Here is a 17,153-nt window from a genome sequence, read left to right as displayed (position 1 = left end):
GCCGGAGGGCAAACACCCTGAGGCTACGTTTTCGTACACGCCACGAGTTCCTCCAGCACCTCTGGCCAGTCATCGACGATACCGACATCCGCCTGGGAAAAAACAGGCGCGTCGGGATCGCAATTTATCGCCACGACAAACTGACTCTGGCGAATCCCGGCCATCAACGCCGCCGCGCCGGAAGCTCCCGCCACAATACAGACATCCGGCGAAAGCAGATGGCCGGTGATGCCAACCATCCGTTCCACATCCACTCCGCCGTTCATCACCCGCGCCCGGCTGTATCCCGCCTCGGCGCGTAGCGCCTGGGCCAGAGCGGTGATTTTATCCTCTTCAACCTCGCGGCCTCCCTGCCCAACCACCAGAACATGGCTGGCCTGTAACAGAGGGTGCCTGTTTTCGCTTTTCACGCTTTCAAGGTGTTCGAGCCAGTCAGGTGGTTCCGCCGGGACGATACGTCGTTCCGTCATAACTGGCAAAACCGACGCTGACGCGCCCGCATCAGGCTGGCGCGCCAGTGAGAGGCACACAGGACAACCGGAGACAGGCAGGGACGCTAAGAGCGCGCCCCCCCAATGTGATTTACTCACCCGCCCTTGTTGCAGGTCTGCGGTAACCACCTGACATACGCTATCACCCCGTAGCCGCCAGGCCAGACGTGTTGCAAGCTCATCGCCGAACGAACCAGAGGGAAAGATCAGCACCCCGGCAGGCGTTATCGCCCATTGGGCGGCCAGCGCGTCGAGCACCTGTTCCGCAACCGCCGGTACGGAATCGATTACCCAGCGCTCCACTTCCGCCGCACCGGGGGCATTTGCCGCGATCCATCCCACCATTGCCGCACATTCTCCGGGCGTGGTAATCATTGCTATTTTCATGGCGCGCACCTCTGACGCAAATAGTCCCGCCATAAAATCCGGGCCTTTTCTTGCGCCGTCGCGCCGTCGATAATTTTCGCGCGCCGTCGCTGTTCCGGTCGCGTCAGCGCCAGACAATTGCGCCCCTGAGGCACCACAATGTCGACGGGCTGGCGGATAATCTCCGCTTTGGCCGCCGCCAGGCGCTGGCGCATGCCGGGCACAGGGAGCGCCACTTCGCCACACTGTCTGACGGCGATGACCGCCGGAAGACGTACCCGGCAACGACGAAGCCCGGACTCCATTCGCTGATCAACGCTGATGAAGGGCGCCTCAAGCGCAAAACGCGTCACCTGGCTAAAGCATGGCCACCCCAGCATTTCCGCCAGCAGAAACGGCGTTTGCCCGTTCTGCCCTTCGCTACTCTGGCATCCGGTGATAATCAGGTCGGCCCCGTGACGGTAATGCCAGTCGGCGATCTGCCCGGCGATGAATGCTGGCGCAAATCGCAGATCCGCCCCGTTCTCCAGCAGTACCGTCTTATCAAAACCCAGCGCGGAAAAATAGCGTAACCAGTGCAGCGACCGTTCATCGCCGATGTTCAGCGCCGTCAGGACCATCTCACAACCTGCCCGGCGCTCAGCCAACAGCAATGCGGCGGCGGCCTGCTCGTCGGTGCCAGGCGAGCTGCGCAGCAAAGCGGTGTCGGGGCCGCAGGTATCCTGTGTCGCAGCCAGCCAGTCCTTTTCCGCCAGCATGCCGGAGTCCGGCTCTGCTTTAAACGCTAACAGAATGTTCATTTACCCCTCCCTGTCTTTTCTCCACCCTCCCGGCCACCGCCAGCGGCAATGCCTTCGTTTCCGGCGCCCATAGCCAGCTCACGATAAATCCAATCAGTAACACGCCCGCCAATAGCAACAACGTGACCTGCATTCCCCATTGCGCCAGCATCAAAGGTAACAGACCGGTGCTTATCGCAGCGCCAAGCCGACTCATCGCCGTCGCAAATCCAACGCCCAGCGAACGAATATCAGTCGGGAAGCTTTCCGCAGGCAGGATCCCCACCAGGTTGCTGACAGCAGAAATCGTGGTGCTGAACAGAACAAACAGCAGCAATGTGAAAGCGCTGCCTGGCGGCAAGAAAGCCATCACGAACAGCGTTGCCGCAAGCAGAAGGAAACTGCCGAGCAGGAACCGACGATGCGTCAACAGATGCGTTAATAGTAGCCCCAGCAGTGCGCCGACAATTAATAGCGCATTCAGCAGCAGGCTGGCGGTAAGCGCATCCTCCAGACCAACAGTCCGGGCAATCGTCGGCAGCCAGGTATAGATAACAAACCACGGGATCACCAGGCAGACAAAGAAAACGCTGTTAAAAACTGTTCGCCGCCAGTAGCGAGCGGAAAAGAGCGTTTTAATATGTTTAGTGGACGCGGCGGCAATTTCATCGCCGGGCAGGACGTGCGGGCCAAAATAGCGATGAACCACCGCATGAGCTTCCGCAAAGCGTCCCTGGCGTATCAGCCAGCGAGGTGATTCCGGCGTTCCCCAACGAAGCAAAGTAATCAACAGTGCGGGCAACGCCGCCGAGGCAAGCAGCCAGCGCCAGGCATCCGGGCTTGCGGAAATGAAATGATGTCCAACCAGACTCGCCAGTACGTAGCCGATAGTCCATACCACGCTGAATGCTCCGAGCAGAACTCCCCGATGACGTCGCGGCGCAAATTCAGCCAACAGCGTATGGCCGACGGAATAATCGCCGCCAAGCCCAATCCCGATGAGGATCCGTAACGCGATCAGCTGTTCCGGCGTTGAGACGAAAAACTGCAAAAATGAAGCGATAGTGATCAGCATAAAGCTGAAGGTAAAAATCTTCTGTCGGCCGATATGATCGGACACCCAGCCCAGTATAAGGCTACCGAGAAAAAGCCCGAGCAACGCGGCTCCGCCAATCATCCCGGCCATAAAAGGCGTCAGTTGCATTGCTGACATCAATGGGATAATGGCGTAACCCACCCCACCAAGAACATATCCGTCAGTAAGATGCGCGCCAAAGGTTAACGCCGCAATACGGCAGTGAAAAGCATTTAACGGTAAGTCATCCATGCGCACCGGTGAAGTGTTCATTTCTACCCCTTCATTGTCCGGTAAAAAAAGTGGCTTCCCGAGCGGGAAGCCACCTGTTACGTTATTTCTCGATGGGATAAATCGTCCCCGTATTCATTATGCCGTTCGGATCAAACTGGCGTTTGAGACCTTCCAGAAGCGGCCATGCGCTGCCATGCTCCAGCTTGCTCCAGTGAACGCGATGCTTACCAATGCCGTGGTGATGCACCATTGAGCCGCCCAGTCTGATAGTCTCTTCGCAGATGATCTTATTCAGTGGATTATGGTATTTATCGATCTCTTCTTCCGGCTTACAGTCCACTACGTTGTAGTCATAGACAAAATACATATTGGTGCCGTTGATATAACTGTGAGAAGAGTGACCGCCGAGCATGGTGATATCATCCGCGTGGGGAAACTCATTACGGATACGCCTGATCACATTTTCGTAGATCTGGTGAATACATCCCCAACCGCCCGACACTTCTGTCGTGAATCCCATATTGCCGGTTTTCAGGATCTGCACCCGCTCAGCCGCCACTTTCTCCGGCCCCCAGTTCAGTTGATTGAACCAGTTCTCAATAAGCCTGCTGTCCACACGCTGGCACTCCGGATAGCGCGCCACGATCTCAGCAATCCCTTCACCGGTCGCTTTCGCTATCCGCGCGTTTCCCTCGGCCATAAAGATGAGTACGCATTTGCCATCGGCAAAATGGGTGAAGTGCTGGGTGCCGTCCTCGGCGTCATACAGGCGCGCAATGGAGGGCCGATATCCCTCTACCATCACCTCGCGGAGGATATCGAAACCAACCTTCATGTCATCAAGGATATAGCCGTAAAAGAGATTGTTTTCCGGCGTAAATTTAAAAATTTTCACTGTGACTTCAGTGATATAGCACAGCGCGCCTTCATTACCGATAATAATATGGCGAATATCCGGCCCGGCAGCGCGGCGCGGGACGTTCTTAATTCGGGTGACAGTTCCATCCGCCAGCACCGCTTCCAGCCCGACGACCATATCTTCAATCGCGCCGTACAGGGTGGAAAACTGCCCAATACTGCGGGTCGCTACCAGCCCACCCATCTGCGCCAGGGGTTTAGATTGCGGCGAATGGCCGGTGGTATAACCTTTCTCACGTAGCGCGTTCTCCAGAATCTCAAGCGGAACGCCGCACTGCGCCGTCGCTTGCATATTTTCAACGTCAATGCTCAGGATCTGATTCATCCCTGCGCCATCAAGGACAACGGAATTTTTGACTACGGTTTCCAGCCCGCCTTCGGTTGCGGATGCGCCGGTACGCGGTACGCCATTGATTTTATGCTGGTTCATAAACGCCAGTACGCGGGACACCTGTTCTGTCGATCCCAGCTTCACGACAGCCGCGGGCAGTGGCAGCGTATAAACGCCGTGAATATCCGCATATTTGCGAAAGCGATCAATACTGTTTTTCTTTAACACCGTTTCATCGGTAATGACACGTTCTGAACCGACAATTTCTTTTAACTGGTCAACAATCGCTTCTCGAGATAAAGTCATAGCCCTTCCTTCCTGATAAGTCATTCGGAATAATGAATAAAAACAGAAACCACCGCCATAAATTAGCGGACCAGATAACCACCATCGACGACCAGTAAATGACCGTTAACATAATCAGAAGCCTGACTGGCAAGGAATATCGCCGCGCCCATTAAATCCTGAGTATCTCCCCAACGATTTGCCGGGATATGATCCAACACCCGTTGATTTGTTTCCGGATTACTGCGCGTCGCTAATGTAATATCTGTTGCATAATAGCCAGGGGCAATGCCATTAACCTGGATATTGTATTGCCCCAGTTCATCACAATATGCTTTCGTCAACCCGGCAAGCGCATGTTTAGTTGCGGAATAAGCTGGCGACCATTGCCCGCCAAGATAAGAGAACAAAGAACAGATATTAATAATTTTACCGCTATGTTGCGGGATCATTATTTTGGCGGCCTCATGGCTTAACTCAAATGCCGCGGTCAGGTTAACGTCAATCATCGGATCCCAGTCCGCGCGGCCAAAGTCCAGTACTTTGTTCAGCTTACAAATCCCGGCGTTATTCACCAGAATATCCACTGTGCCGAAACGTTCGCAGCAGGCGGCGATAATCTTCTGCGGCGCCCCTTTTTCCGTGATATCCACATGCATAAACTCAACTTCAACACCCTGTTTTTCAATAAGTTCCCTGCTTTCCTCATGGTCTTTTATAAAGCTCGGGATAAACAGATTCGCCCCAGCCTTCGCCAACGCCGTTGCGAAAGCGAGGCCCAGGCCGCTGTTGCCGCCCGTTACGATCGCGGTTTTTCCTTGCAACGAGAAAAAATTCATTGAGAACGCATTGAGAGATTCGATCGACATAGTAAGCTCCACATTCCTTAAGGCAAAAAAAAAGAAAGGTAACTTCCCCGGCGACAGGGAAGTTACCTTTCTCATTATCTCTGGTAACTGTGATATGTTTTAACACAGCGTTAATCTATCTTACGTGATCGAAATCACAGTTGCCCGTTTCATTTTATAAATAAGCCAAACATCCAGAAGCGTGATTATTCTCACACACTTATTAGCCCTTCCATGCTATTTCTGAATGCAATTACTAGAGACCTGAGAAAAGTAATCCACCTGAAAAGGCGGTTTACTTTTCTCTTTTTTTTGTCTGTCAAAAATGGGAATTCGATATGCACCAGAACTCATATCGTCGTTGGATAACCCTCGCTATTATAAGCTTTAGCGGAGGCGTCAGTTTCGATCTGGCTTATTTACGCTATATATATCAGATTCCCATGGCAAAATTTATGGGGTTTAGCAATACCGAAATCGGGCTAATAATGAGTACGTTCGGCGTTGCCGCTATTATTCTTTATGCTCCCAGCGGGGTTATTGCCGATAAATTTTCGCATCGCAAAATGATTACCTCAGCAATGATATTAACCGGCATGCTCGGTCTGCTGATGATGACTTACCCACCGTTGTGGGTCATGCTCTGTATCCAGGTCGCTTTTGCAGTCACCACGATCCTGATGCTGTGGTCAGTCTCAATCAAAGCCGCGTCACTGCTGGGAGACCACAGCGAGCAGGGCAAAATAATGGGCTGGATGGAAGGGCTTCGCGGCGTGGGCGTTATGTCACTGGCGGTATTCACTATGTGGGTCTTTTCCCGCTTCGCGCCGGATGACAGCAACAGCCTGAAGGCCGTGATTCTGATTTACAGCGTTGTGTACATCCTGCTGGGCATTTTATGCTGGTTCTTCGTTAGCGACAGCCACGCCCGTCGCGACAGTGTGGCGGTCGAAAAACAGACGTTTCAGCTACGCGATATTCTGGCGGTATTGCGTATCAGCACGACATGGTACTGCAGTATGGTCATTTTCGGCGTCTTTACCATCTATGCCATTCTCAGCTACTCCACCAATTATCTGACCGAAATGTACGGCATGTCGCTGGTGGCGGCAAGCTACATGGGGATCGTCATCAATAAAATCTTCCGTGCGATCTGCGGACCGTTGGGCGGGATCATTACCACTTACAGCAAAATCAAATCCCCTACGCGGGTGATCCAGTTGCTCTCCTGTGTCGGCGCGCTCACGCTCATCGCACTGCTGGCGACCAATACCAACCCGCAGTCTGTGGTGATGGGGATCGGGTTGATTCTGCTCCTCGGTTTCACCTGCTACGCCTCCCGTGGACTGTACTGGGCCTGTCCCGGCGAAGCCAGAACGCCGTCTTACATTATGGGAACCACCGTAGGGATCTGTTCAGTGATCGGTTTCCTGCCCGACGTCTTTGTCTATCCGATCGTCGGGTACTGGCAGGACACCCTGCCAGCTGCCGAAGCTTACCGCAACATGTGGCTGATGGGGCTGGCGGCGCTGTGCATGGTGATCTTTTTTACCTTCTTACTGTTTCGCAAAATTCGTACCGCCAACGCCGTACCGGAAAAGTTAACCTCACTGGCTGCTGATACCACCGGAGAGTGAAGAGAGAAAATTAAAGGAGAATGGCAATGTCGAAGAAATACATCATTGGAATTGATGGTGGAAGTCAGAGTACCAAAGTTGTGATGTACGATCTGAATGGCAATATTGTTTGTGAAGGTAAAGGGCAACTGCAACCTATGCACACGCCGGATGCTGATACCGCGGAACATCCTGACGACGATTTATGGACCTCTTTATGCTTTGCCGGCAGAGAATTAATGAGCCAATTCGCGGGAGATAAAAAGGACATTGTCGGCATTGGGCTTGGCTCCATTCGCTGCTGTCGCGCTTTGCTTAAAGCCGACGGCACCCCGGCCGCTCCGCTGATAAGCTGGCAGGATACGCGCGTTACGCGTCCCTATGAGCACAACAACCCCGATGTGGCCTACGTTACGTCATTTTCAGGTTATCTGTCTCATCGCTTAACCGGCGAGTTTAAAGACAACATCGCCAATTATTTTGGCCAGTGGCCGGTGGATTATAAGACCTGGACATGGAGTGACGATGAAGAGGTTATCAGGAAATTCAATATTCCACGCAATATGCTGTTTGATGTTCAGATGCCCGGCACCGTGCTCGGTCATCTGACCCGCGAGGCTGCACTGGCTACCCATTTCCCAGTTGGATTACCCGTCGTCTGCACCACCAGCGATAAACCGGTAGAGGCGCTGGGCGCGGGATTACTGGACGACGAAACCGCAGTGATTTCTCTGGGCACTTATATCGCCCTGATGATGAACGGTAAAACGCTGCCTGTAGAACCGCGCGCTTACTGGCCGATTATGTCTTCTGTTCCTGAAACCTTACTGTATGAAGGCTATGGTATCCGTAAAGGCATGTGGACGGTCAGTTGGTTGCGCGATATGTTGGGTGAATCGTTGTTTGCGGAGGCAAAAGCGCAGGATCTTTCACCGGAGGATTTGTTAAATAAAAAAGCCGCCTGCGTTCCACCTGGCTGCAACGGCCTGATGACCGTTCTGGACTGGCTCACCAATCCCTGGGAACCCTTCAAGCGCGGCATAATGATTGGTTTTGATTCCAGTATGGACTACGCCTGGATCTATCGCTCCATTCTGGAGAGCGTTGCCCTGACCCTGAAAAATAACTACGACGAGATGTGTAATGAAATGGGCCGCTTTGCCAGACATCTCATCATTACGGGGGGCGGTTCAAACAGCGATCTGTTTATGCAAATCTTTGCCGATGTGTTCAACCTGCCAACGAGGCGGAATGTGATAAACGGTTGCGCCAGTCTTGGGGCCGCTATCAATACAGCGGTAGGGCTTGGATTATATCCGGACTATGAGACGGCGACAGAAAAAATGGTGCGGGTAAAAGATGTCTTCATGCCGACAGAGAGCCACGCCAGGCGCTATGATGCATTGAATAAAGGGATCTTCCGCGATTTAACCAGCCATACCGATGTGATTCTGAAAAAATCGTATGAAGTGCTGCATGGCAGTCTGGATAACGTCGACTCGATTCAAAGCTGGTCTAACGCATAACGTACCCGCTACACCGTCAGATCCGGCATGGCGGCCCCGCCCTGTGCCGGATAGCGGCGCGAAGCGCCTTATCCGGCCTGCACTGTGACGTCTGACGCGGTTGTCAGGCAATGTTCAAATATTTATGCGTTTGCATCGACAACCGCCAGTTGCGGGCGATACAGGTTTCAATGCACAGACGGGTCGCATCGTCTTTCTGGCTGATGGGTTGGAGTGCGATAACGCGCTGCTTTTCGTCCGTCAGCGTCGCCAACAGTTCGTCCAGCGCTTCAATGTCACGCACACGTCCCACAGGATGTTTGATTTCATCAGCACGCTCAAGCGCTTGCGACAGCACGTCGTAACCGCCACGCATATTCACTTTTGGTGAGACGGTGACCCAGGTTGAGTGAGAACAGCGCACTTCATGAGTGCCGCTGGTTTCTATCTGGCAACTAAAGCCATTCTTTTCGAGCAGTTCGGTTAGCGGCATCAGATCGTGAATGCAGGGTTCCCCTCCTGTGATCACCACATGGCGAGCCGTCCAGCCCTGTCGACCAATGATGGCAAGCAGATCTTCTGCACTGCCTGCCCCCCATTTGTCGCTCTCTTTAGTTTTCGCCAGAATGCTGAACAGCGACACTTCCCGATCCGCGAGCTTATCCCATGTATGTTTGGTATCACACCAGGCGCAGCCAACCGGGCATCCCTGTAAGCGAATAAAAATAGCGGGAACGCCGGTAAAATAACCCTCGCCTTGCAGGGTCTGGAACATCTCGTTAATCGGGTACTGCATAGTCATCTCTGTAAGGGGAATAAACGTTAAGTATCGCAGATGTTGCCCTTAAGGTCATGTGCGAGAGCTGCTTTACCGCAGGCATAAAAAAACCCGCCGAAGCGGGTTTTTTAGAAGAACGAAAGTTCAGGATTACGCCTGGCCTTTGATCTCTTTACGACCGTTGTACGGTGCTTTTTCGCCCAGCGCTTCTTCGATACGGATCAGCTGGTTGTATTTAGCAACGCGGTCAGAACGGCTCATGGAACCGGTTTTGATCTGGCCAGCAGCGGTACCTACAGCCAGGTCAGCGATGGTCGCATCTTCAGTTTCGCCAGAACGGTGAGAGATAACGGCAGTGTAGCCCGCGTCTTTCGCCATCTTGATTGCAGCCAGGGTTTCGGTCAGAGAACCGATCTGGTTGAATTTGATCAGGATGGAGTTAGCGATGCCTTTCTCGATACCTTCTTTCAGGATCTTGGTGTTAGTCACGAACAGGTCGTCGCCCACCAGCTGAATTTTGTCGCCCAGCACTTTAGTCTGGTATGCGAAACCGTCCCAGTCAGACTCGTCCAGACCGTCTTCGATAGAGACGATCGGGTACTGCTTGGTCAGTTCTTCCAGGAAGTGAGTGAATTCTTCAGAGGTGAACGCTTTGTTGCCTTCGCCAGCCAGAACGTATTTACCGTCTTTGTAGAATTCAGACGCTGCGCAGTCCATCGCCAGAGTGATGTCTTTGCCCAGCTCGTAGCCAGCAGCTTTTACCGCTTCAGCGATAACAGCCAGTGCTTCGGCGTTAGAACCCAGGTTCGGCGCATAACCCCCTTCGTCACCCACCGCAGTGTTCATGCCTTTGCCTTTCAGCACTTTTGCCAGGTGATGGAAAACTTCAGAACCCATGCGGATGGCTTCTTTAACGGTTTTCGCGCCAACCGGCTGAATCATGAATTCCTGGATGTCGACGTTGTTGTCAGCGTGCTCGCCACCGTTGATGATGTTCATCATCGGAACCGGCATGGAATATTTGCCCGGAGTACCGTTCAGTTCAGCGATGTGCTCGTACAGCGGCATGCCTTTAGAGGCAGCAGCGGCTTTGGCGTTAGCCAGAGATACCGCCAGGATTGCGTTCGCACCGAAGTTGGATTTGTTTTCAGTACCGTCCAGATCGATCATGATCTTGTCGATACCAGCCTGATCTTTGGCGTCTTTGCCAAGGATAGCCTGAGCGATCGGACCGTTAACCGCGCCAACTGCTTTGGTTACGCCTTTACCCAGGAAACGGGATTTGTCGCCATCGCGCAGTTCCAGCGCTTCGCGGGAACCCGTAGAGGCACCTGACGGGGCAGCAGCCATACCGACGAAACCACCTTCCAGGTGTACTTCGGCTTCAACAGTCGGGTTACCACGGGAGTCGATGATTTCACGACCGATGACTTTAACGATTTTGGACATTAGGTTTTCCTCGAGTCACTAGTTAACTAAAACTCCAGACAAACAACGCGTACCTTTGGTACGCGTTGCCGTTCTAACTTTTTTACTTCTTACTTCGCCTGACGCTTCTGATACTCGCTGGCGGCCTTCACGAAGCCTGCAAACAGCGGATGCCCGTCACGCGGCGTTGAAGTAAATTCCGGGTGGAACTGGCAGGCAACGAACCATGGATGGTTAGGCACCTCGATGATCTCGACTAACTGATCGTCCCCGGAGCGGCCCGCAACGCGCAGACCCGCAGCTTCAATTTGTTTCAACAACATGTTGTTGACTTCATAGCGGTGACGATGGCGCTCGGTGATGACTGGCTGGCCGTACAGCTGGCGAACCATGCTATCGTCGGACAACTGGCAAGCCTGTGCGCCAAGACGCATAGTACCACCCAGATCGCTTTTCTCGGTACGGACCTCGACGTTACCGTCTTCGTCGCGCCATTCCGTAATCAGCGCCACGACAGGGTACTTACAGTCTGGCACAAATTCCGTAGAGTTCGCGTTTTCCATTCCCGCTACGTTGCGCGCAAATTCGATCAGCGCAACCTGCATACCCAGGCAAATGCCGAGGTAAGGAATATTGTTCTCACGCGCATAGCGTGCAGTGGCGATCTTGCCTTCAACACCACGGTAGCCGAAGCCGCCAGGGATGAGAATAGCGTCCAGATCTTTCAGAATTTCGACGCCGCGCGTTTCAACATCCTGCGAATCAATCAGCTTGATGTTGACGGAGACGCGATTCTTCAGACCACCGTGTTTCAGCGCTTCGATAACCGACTTATAGGCGTCCGGCAGTTCAATGTATTTGCCGACCATACCGATAGTCACTTCGCCGCCCGGATTGGCTTCTTCATAAATTACCTGTTCCCATTCAGACAGGTTAGCTTCCGGACAGTTCAAGCTGAATCGTTTACAAATATAATCGTCCAGACCCTGAGATTTCAACAGGCCCGGAATTTTATAAATGGAATCGACATCTTTCATTGAAATAACGGCTTTTTCAGGCACGTTACAGAACAATGCAATTTTCGCACGTTCGTTTGCCGGAATCGCGCGATCGGAACGGCAAACCAGGATGTCTGGCTGAATACCAATGGAAAGCAGCTCTTTAACGGAGTGCTGTGTCGGTTTGGTTTTTACTTCACCAGCCGCCGCCATGTAAGGCACCAGCGTCAGGTGCATGAACAGCGCATGTTCACGACCAATATCGACCGCCAGCTGACGAATCGCTTCGAGGAAAGGCAGGGATTCGATATCCCCTACGGTACCGCCGATTTCAACCAGCACAACGTCATGCCCTTCGCCACCGGCAAGGACGCGTTCTTTAATGGCGTTGGTGATGTGTGGGATAACCTGCACGGTTGCGCCCAGATAGTCACCACGGCGCTCTTTACGCAGAACATCAGAGTAGATACGACCAGTCGTAAAGTTGTTACGACGGGTCATTTTGGTACGGATGAAACGCTCGTAGTGGCCAAGATCCAGATCGGTTTCAGCGCCGTCTTCAGTAACGAACACTTCCCCGTGTTGGGTTGGGCTCATGGTGCCAGGATCGACGTTGATGTACGGATCCAGTTTCATCATGGTCACATTGAGGCCACGGGCTTCAAGAATGGCTGCGAGGGAGGCTGCGGCAATGCCTTTACCCAGAGAGGATACGACCCCGCCGGTCACAAAAATATAGTTCGTTGTCATGCTGAACCTGAGAAGTTAGGGTGAAACGATGGAATAACCAGGACGGGAAAGTAGTATACCCGAACACAGCGAGCGCCACAAACTTTCATTCTCCGTCTCCTTCCCAGGCCAGGACTATCATAAGGAGTGAGAAAATAGCCCCTTTTGGGTAAATGTTTTTGACGCAAATCAAGCGCTTGTCATTTAAAAAACCGCACAAATAGCGCTTGTTCGCAAAATTCCGTTAGAGATCAGTTTCCTGGCGTTTTACTTCCTGCCACACGTCTTCCATGGTTTCCAGATCGACTCCTGTCATTTCCAGGCCGCGCGCCGCAACAATCCGTTCGACTTCGCGAAAGCGACGCTCAAATTTTTCGTTGGCTTTTTGCAGGGCAATCTCGGCTTTGGTCCCCAAATGACGCGCCATATTGACGGTGGCAAACAGCAGATCCCCCATTTCTTCCTCGAGTTTAGCCTGGTCAACCACCGCCTGTCGGGCTTCATACATCACCTCGTCGATTTCTTCATACACTTTATCGACGACCGGCCCGAGCGTGGTCCAGTCAAACCCGACGTTTGAGCAACGCTTCTGGATTTTCTGCGCCCGCATCAGCGCGGGTAAGCTGCGCGGGATATCATCCAGCGCGGAATGCTGCGCTTTTTGCGCCCGTTCTTCGGTTTTGATCTGCTCCCAGCGAGTCAGGACTTCCGTACTGTTGCTGGCGGAAACGTCCGCAAAAACGTGCGGGTGACGGCGTTCGAGTTTGTCGCTGATGGCAGCGCAAATATCATTGAAATCAAAGCGCCCTTCTTCCTGCGCCATTTGCGCGTAAAACACCACCTGAAACAGCAAATCGCCCAATTCGCCGCGCAGATCGTCAAAGTCTTCGCGCGCAATCGCGTCAAGGACTTCATAGGTTTCTTCCAGCGTATAGGGCGCAATGGTGGCAAAAGTCTGTTCTTTGTCCCACGGGCAGCCGTTTTCCGGGTCGCGCAGGCGCTGCATGATGTTAAGCAGGCGATCAATTTGTGTCATGGGTATGTCCTGAACCTCCAGGCCCGTCAAGCCAAACGCTGTCGGGCAAAAAAAAGCCGGATGGCGGCGTACCGCGCGATCCGGCCTGTATTATCGTTAGTTGCCGTGCAGACGACGCGCGTCAATCACATCCGGCACCTGGTTGAGCTTGCTGAGAACGCGCCCCAGCACCTGCAGGTTGTAGATTTCGATGGTCATATCGATGGTCGCCAGTTGCTGCTTCGTGTCGCTGCGGCTGGCAACACCCAGCACGTTGACCTTTTCGTTCGCCAGAATGGTGGTGATATCACGCAGTAACCCGCTGCGGTCGTTAGCCTGAACGCGCACCACCAGCGAGTAACCCGCCGAATAGCTTTCGCCCCACACCGCATCCACAATCCGCTCCGGCGCATGCGCGCGCAGTTCCACCAGTTGTTCGCAGTCGGCGCGGTGAACGGAAATCCCGCGCCCCTGAGTGATGAATCCGACGATCTCATCGCCCGGAATCGGCTGGCAGCAACGCGCGATGTGGTGCATCAGGTTGCCAACCCCTTCCACCACAACCCGACCGTCGTCTTTCCGGCGATTCTGCGGCGCGTAAGTTTTCTGCTGAAGCTGTTTCAGCGCGGCGGCATCTTCTTCAGCCGCGCTCGGTTTGTTGAACTGCGACTGCAGGAAGTTGACCATCTGGTTAAGGCGGATATCGCCGCCGCCGATCGCCGCCAGCAGTTCCTCCAGCTCGTTAAAGTTGTAGCGCGGCAGCAGCAGTTTTTCCGCCTCTTTCAGGCTGATCCCCAGATGCGACAGCTCATCGTCAAGGATCTGGCGACCGGCAAGGATATTCTTGTCGCGATCCTGCTTGCGGAACCAGGCGTGGATTTTTGAGCGTCCGCGGCTGGTGGTGACATAGCCCAGGTTCGGGTTAAGCCAGTCGCGGCTGGGGTTCGGCTGCTTCTGGGTGATGATTTCGATCTGATCGCCCATCTGCAACTGATAGGTAAACGGCACGATACGCCCGCCAATTTTCGCCCCGATGCAACGATGCCCCACGTCACTGTGAATGTGATAGGCGAAGTCAAGCGGCGTGGAGCCCGCAGGTAAGTCGACCACATCGCCTTTTGGCGTAAACACATACACCCGGTCGTCAAAAACCTGGCTGCGCACTTCATCGAGCATTTCGCCCGAATCCGCCATCTCTTCCTGCCAGGCGATCAGCTTACGCAGCCAGGCGATGCGATCCTCATGACCCGAACGCGCGCCGCCTGCCGCCGCCCCTTCTTTATACTTCCAGTGCGCGGCGACACCCAGCTCGGCATCTTCGTGCATCTGTTTGGTGCGGATTTGAATCTCAACGGTTTTACCGCCCGGCCCCAGCACCACGGTATGAATAGACTGATAACCGTTTGGTTTTGGGTTAGCGACGTAGTCGTCAAACTCATCCGGCAAATGACGATAGTGGGTGTGTACAATGCCCAGCGCGGCGTAGCAGTCCTGCAAACGCTCGGCGACGATACGCACGGCGCGTACGTCAAACAGCTCGTCAAAGGCCAGATCTTTTTTCTGCATCTTGCGCCAGATGCTATAGATATGTTTCGGACGTCCGTAAACTTCCGCCTTCACGCCTTCGGTTTTCATTTCGGCGCGCAGATGGCCAACGAACTCTTCAATATAGTGTTCGCGATCGATACGACGCTCATGCAGCAGTTTGGCGATACGCTTGTATTCCGCCGGATGCAGATAGCGGAAGCAGTAATCTTCCAGCTCCCATTTCAACTGACCAATACCCAGACGGTTGGCCAGCGGAGCGTAAATGTTCGTGCACTCTTTCGCCGCCAGCACGCGCTCATCTTCCGGCGCGTCTTTCACCTCACGCAGATGGGCAATACGTTCGGCAAGCTTAATGACCACACAGCGGAAATCGTCCACCATCGCCAGTAGCATACGGCGAACATTATCGACCTGCTCGGACGAAACGGAGTCGGTGTGCGTGGCTTTAAGCTGGCGAATCGCCGCCATGTCGCGCACGCCATGGATCAGGTTGACGATCGATTTGCCCACACTTTCGCGCAGAACGTCTTCGCTGACCACGTTGGCGTCGGCTAACGGGAACAGCAGCGCCGCCCGCAGCGTGTCGATATCCATACTCAGCGTCGAAAGGATTTCCACCATCTCGACGCCGCGCCACAGCAGCAGTTCCGCGTCCGGATGCCCCTGTGTCTGTTGCAGGCAATACGCCCAGGTTTCGGCTAAGCGTTCACACGACTGCTGGCTGGCGATCCCAAGACTTTCGATCCATTTTTTCGGATCAAATTCCCCAGCTTTATTTAGATGTGCACTTCTTACCGCAACCATTGTCCTCTCCTTAAGGGACCGGGCCTGCCGAATTCAGCAAGCCGGAAGTTATTACTTGCGCTCAAACAGAACCATTGATTCCAGGTGCCCAGTGTGCGGGAACATGTCGAGCATTGCCAGCCGCTGAATTTGGTATCCCGCACGTAATAATTCGTCACTGTCCCGCGCCAGCGTGGCAGGGTTACAGGATACATAAACAATGCGGTCAGTCTGTAATTTTACAAGATGCTGCATCACGCCCGCCGCCCCGGCGCGCGCAGGGTCCAGCAGGACCTTGTCGAAGCCGTTTTTCGCCCACGGCTGTTGGGTTACATCCTCTTCCAGATTGGCATGAAAGAATGTCACATTCTGTAATGCATTTTGCCGCGCGTTTTCACGCCCTTTCTCAACCAGCGCGGGTACGCCTTCGACGCCCACTACGCTCGCCGCCAGCGTCGCGAGCGGCAACGTGAAGTTGCCCATGCCGCAAAAAAGGTCAAGCACGCGATCGTCCGGCTGTACGTCAAGCCACGCCAGCGCCCGGGCGACCATCTGCTGATTCACCCCTTCGTTGACCTGGATAAAGTCGCGCGGACTAAAGTTTAAGCGTAGCCCGTTTGACTCGTACCAGGGCGTTTGCCCCGAAACGGACGCCAGTATCTCGCTTGCGGGCGCCAGATAAAGCGCCAGGTTCTGTGAATGCGAAAAGCGTTCCAGTTTTTCCCGGTCATGGGCGCTTAATGGCGCCGTATGGCGCAAGATCATCAGCGTGCCGCTGCCCGCCTGCACCAGTTCGACGTGCCCCAGATGGCGTTTTCCCTGTAATGTCTCCAGACATGCCCTGAGGTCAGGCAACAGCGCCTCAAGCTGGGGCGCCAGAACAGGGCACCGGGTGACGTCAACAATGTCGCTGGATGCCGACTGGCGAAAGCCCATCTGCAGTTGCTGGGTTTTCGGCGGGTAATGGAGGCTTAAGCGCGCGCGACGGCGATAACCCCACGGCTCCCCGGCGATGACCTCTGCCACGTCATTTTTCATCAGGCGCGCTAACGCGGCGCGTTTGCTGCGCTGTTGCAGGGCAACGCTGGCGTGCTGCTGCTGGCAGCCGCCGCAAACGCCAAAATGGGGGCAGCGCGGCGCGACGCGCTCAGGGCTTTCATTTAACCGGCGCTTCACTTGCGCTCTGGCGTACTGTTTTTTATCTTCAGTAATGACCACCTCCGCACTTTCCTGCGGCAGTAATCCTGGGATAAACAGCGCCTTTCCGTTATGCCGCGCCACGCCCTGACCAAAGGCATCCAGGTCAGTGACTGTAACGGTTATGATCTGGCGCGTCGTCACGCGCCGTTTTGCAGAGTAGAATTGCGCCATCGACGAGATTATTCTCAAATTAACAGTGTGACCCTAATTGTCCCATAACGGAACT

13 protein-coding genes are annotated in these 17,153 nt (G+C 54.0%); 2 read left to right on the top strand and 11 right to left on the bottom strand.

Translation table 11 applies throughout. The features are described 5' to 3' along the window. Positions 1-23: 23 nt before the first annotated feature. The 5 genes from APU02_RS04460 to APU02_RS04440 all read right to left on the bottom strand — a co-directional run bounded on the left by APU02_RS04460 (position 24) and on the right by APU02_RS04440 (position 5,348). A complete protein-coding gene (locus tag APU02_RS04460; protein ID WP_060569383.1) occupies positions 24-878 on the bottom strand; it encodes an electron transfer flavoprotein subunit alpha/FixB family protein in 855 nt (284 codons plus the stop codon). Beyond that, on the bottom strand, positions 875-1,657 hold the full coding sequence (locus APU02_RS04455) for an electron transfer flavoprotein subunit beta/FixA family protein (protein ID WP_060569382.1): 783 nt from the start codon (positions 1,655-1,657) through the stop codon (positions 875-877). Before APU02_RS04455 ends, APU02_RS04460 begins: the two co-directional genes overlap by 4 nt. Continuing rightward, on the bottom strand, positions 1,635-3,062 hold the full coding sequence (locus APU02_RS04450; RefSeq protein ID WP_239692848.1) for an MFS transporter: 1,428 nt from the start codon (positions 3,060-3,062) through the stop codon (positions 1,635-1,637). The genes APU02_RS04455 and APU02_RS04450 overlap by 23 nt, the downstream gene beginning before the upstream one ends. Then, positions 3,046-4,500: an FAD-binding oxidoreductase gene (locus APU02_RS04445; protein WP_060569380.1), complete on the bottom strand. Its 1,455-nt coding sequence runs from the start codon at positions 4,498-4,500 to the stop codon at positions 3,046-3,048. Before APU02_RS04445 ends, APU02_RS04450 begins: the two co-directional genes overlap by 17 nt. A 62-nt stretch (positions 4,501-4,562) precedes the next feature. Beyond that, complete coding sequence (locus APU02_RS04440) at positions 4,563-5,348, bottom strand: SDR family oxidoreductase (protein ID WP_042288792.1); 786 nt, start codon at positions 5,346-5,348, stop codon at positions 4,563-4,565. A 317-nt stretch (positions 5,349-5,665) separates the two neighbouring features. Between APU02_RS04440 and APU02_RS04435 the strand changes: the two genes are divergently transcribed. Together APU02_RS04435 and APU02_RS04430 are read left to right on the top strand one after the other, a co-directional pair. Further along, positions 5,666-6,964 (top strand): MFS transporter, encoded by a 1,299-nt coding sequence (locus tag APU02_RS04435; RefSeq protein ID WP_060569379.1) that lies wholly within the window; start codon positions 5,666-5,668, stop codon positions 6,962-6,964. A 26-nt stretch (positions 6,965-6,990) separates the two neighbouring features. Then, positions 6,991-8,469, top strand: a complete 1,479-nt coding sequence (locus tag APU02_RS04430) for an FGGY-family carbohydrate kinase (RefSeq protein ID WP_060569378.1) — start codon at positions 6,991-6,993, stop codon at positions 8,467-8,469. Between the two features lie 103 nt (positions 8,470-8,572). Here APU02_RS04430 and queE read toward each other — a convergent pair whose 3' ends face one another. The 6 genes from queE to rlmD all read right to left on the bottom strand — a co-directional run bounded on the left by queE (position 8,573) and on the right by rlmD (position 17,098). Next, positions 8,573-9,244 (bottom strand): 7-carboxy-7-deazaguanine synthase QueE, encoded by a 672-nt coding sequence (gene queE, locus APU02_RS04425; protein WP_042288797.1) that lies wholly within the window; start codon positions 9,242-9,244, stop codon positions 8,573-8,575. Between the two features lie 132 nt (positions 9,245-9,376). Next, entirely contained in the window at positions 9,377-10,675 is a 1,299-nt protein-coding gene (eno, locus tag APU02_RS04420) for a phosphopyruvate hydratase (RefSeq protein ID WP_042288799.1), read from the bottom strand. An 89-nt stretch (positions 10,676-10,764) separates the two neighbouring features. Continuing rightward, the gene (gene pyrG, locus APU02_RS04415; protein ID WP_060569377.1) at positions 10,765-12,402 is read right to left on the bottom strand and encodes a CTP synthase (glutamine hydrolyzing); all 1,638 of its coding nucleotides are present in this window, start codon (positions 12,400-12,402) and stop codon (positions 10,765-10,767) included. A 223-nt stretch (positions 12,403-12,625) separates the two neighbouring features. Continuing rightward, positions 12,626-13,417 (bottom strand): nucleoside triphosphate pyrophosphohydrolase, encoded by a 792-nt coding sequence (gene mazG, locus APU02_RS04410; protein ID WP_042288804.1) that lies wholly within the window; start codon positions 13,415-13,417, stop codon positions 12,626-12,628. A 96-nt stretch (positions 13,418-13,513) separates the two neighbouring features. Beyond that, positions 13,514-15,748, bottom strand: a complete 2,235-nt coding sequence (relA, locus tag APU02_RS04405; protein WP_042288805.1) for a GTP diphosphokinase — start codon at positions 15,746-15,748, stop codon at positions 13,514-13,516. Positions 15,749-15,799: 51 nt separating this feature from the next. Then, positions 15,800-17,098: a 23S rRNA (uracil(1939)-C(5))-methyltransferase RlmD gene (gene rlmD, locus APU02_RS04400; protein ID WP_060569376.1), complete on the bottom strand. Its 1,299-nt coding sequence runs from the start codon at positions 17,096-17,098 to the stop codon at positions 15,800-15,802. Positions 17,099-17,153 lie beyond the last annotated feature (55 nt).

Source organism: Citrobacter sp. 50677481, from assembly GCF_001463265.1.
Taxonomy (GTDB): Bacteria; Pseudomonadota; Gammaproteobacteria; order Enterobacterales; family Enterobacteriaceae; genus Citrobacter_A; species Citrobacter_A sedlakii.
Note: the sequence above shows the minus strand (reverse complement) of the source record. Positions and strands in the feature narration are given on the sequence as shown.

What these genes read in the sequence shown, in the direction of transcription:
- rlmD (WP_060569376.1), bottom strand. Translation starts at nt 17,098, where the DNA reads ATGGCGCAATTCTACTCTGCAAAACGGCGCGTGACGACGCGCCAGATC.
- APU02_RS04455 (WP_060569382.1), bottom strand. Translation starts at nt 1,657, where the DNA reads ATGAACATTCTGTTAGCGTTTAAAGCAGAGCCGGACTCCGGCATGCTG.
- APU02_RS04460 (WP_060569383.1), bottom strand. Translation starts at nt 878, where the DNA reads ATGAAAATAGCAATGATTACCACGCCCGGAGAATGTGCGGCAATGGTG.
- pyrG (WP_060569377.1), bottom strand. Translation starts at nt 12,402, where the DNA reads ATGACAACGAACTATATTTTTGTGACCGGCGGGGTCGTATCCTCTCTG.
- queE (WP_042288797.1), bottom strand. Translation starts at nt 9,244, where the DNA reads ATGCAGTACCCGATTAACGAGATGTTCCAGACCCTGCAAGGCGAGGGT.
- mazG (WP_042288804.1), bottom strand. Translation starts at nt 13,417, where the DNA reads ATGACACAAATTGATCGCCTGCTTAACATCATGCAGCGCCTGCGCGAC.
- APU02_RS04440 (WP_042288792.1), bottom strand. Translation starts at nt 5,348, where the DNA reads ATGTCGATCGAATCTCTCAATGCGTTCTCAATGAATTTTTTCTCGTTG.
- relA (WP_042288805.1), bottom strand. Translation starts at nt 15,748, where the DNA reads ATGGTTGCGGTAAGAAGTGCACATCTAAATAAAGCTGGGGAATTTGAT.
- eno (WP_042288799.1), bottom strand. Translation starts at nt 10,675, where the DNA reads ATGTCCAAAATCGTTAAAGTCATCGGTCGTGAAATCATCGACTCCCGT.
- APU02_RS04435 (WP_060569379.1), top strand. Translation starts at nt 5,666, where the DNA reads ATGCACCAGAACTCATATCGTCGTTGGATAACCCTCGCTATTATAAGC.
- APU02_RS04430 (WP_060569378.1), top strand. Translation starts at nt 6,991, where the DNA reads ATGTCGAAGAAATACATCATTGGAATTGATGGTGGAAGTCAGAGTACC.
- APU02_RS04445 (WP_060569380.1), bottom strand. Translation starts at nt 4,500, where the DNA reads ATGACTTTATCTCGAGAAGCGATTGTTGACCAGTTAAAAGAAATTGTC.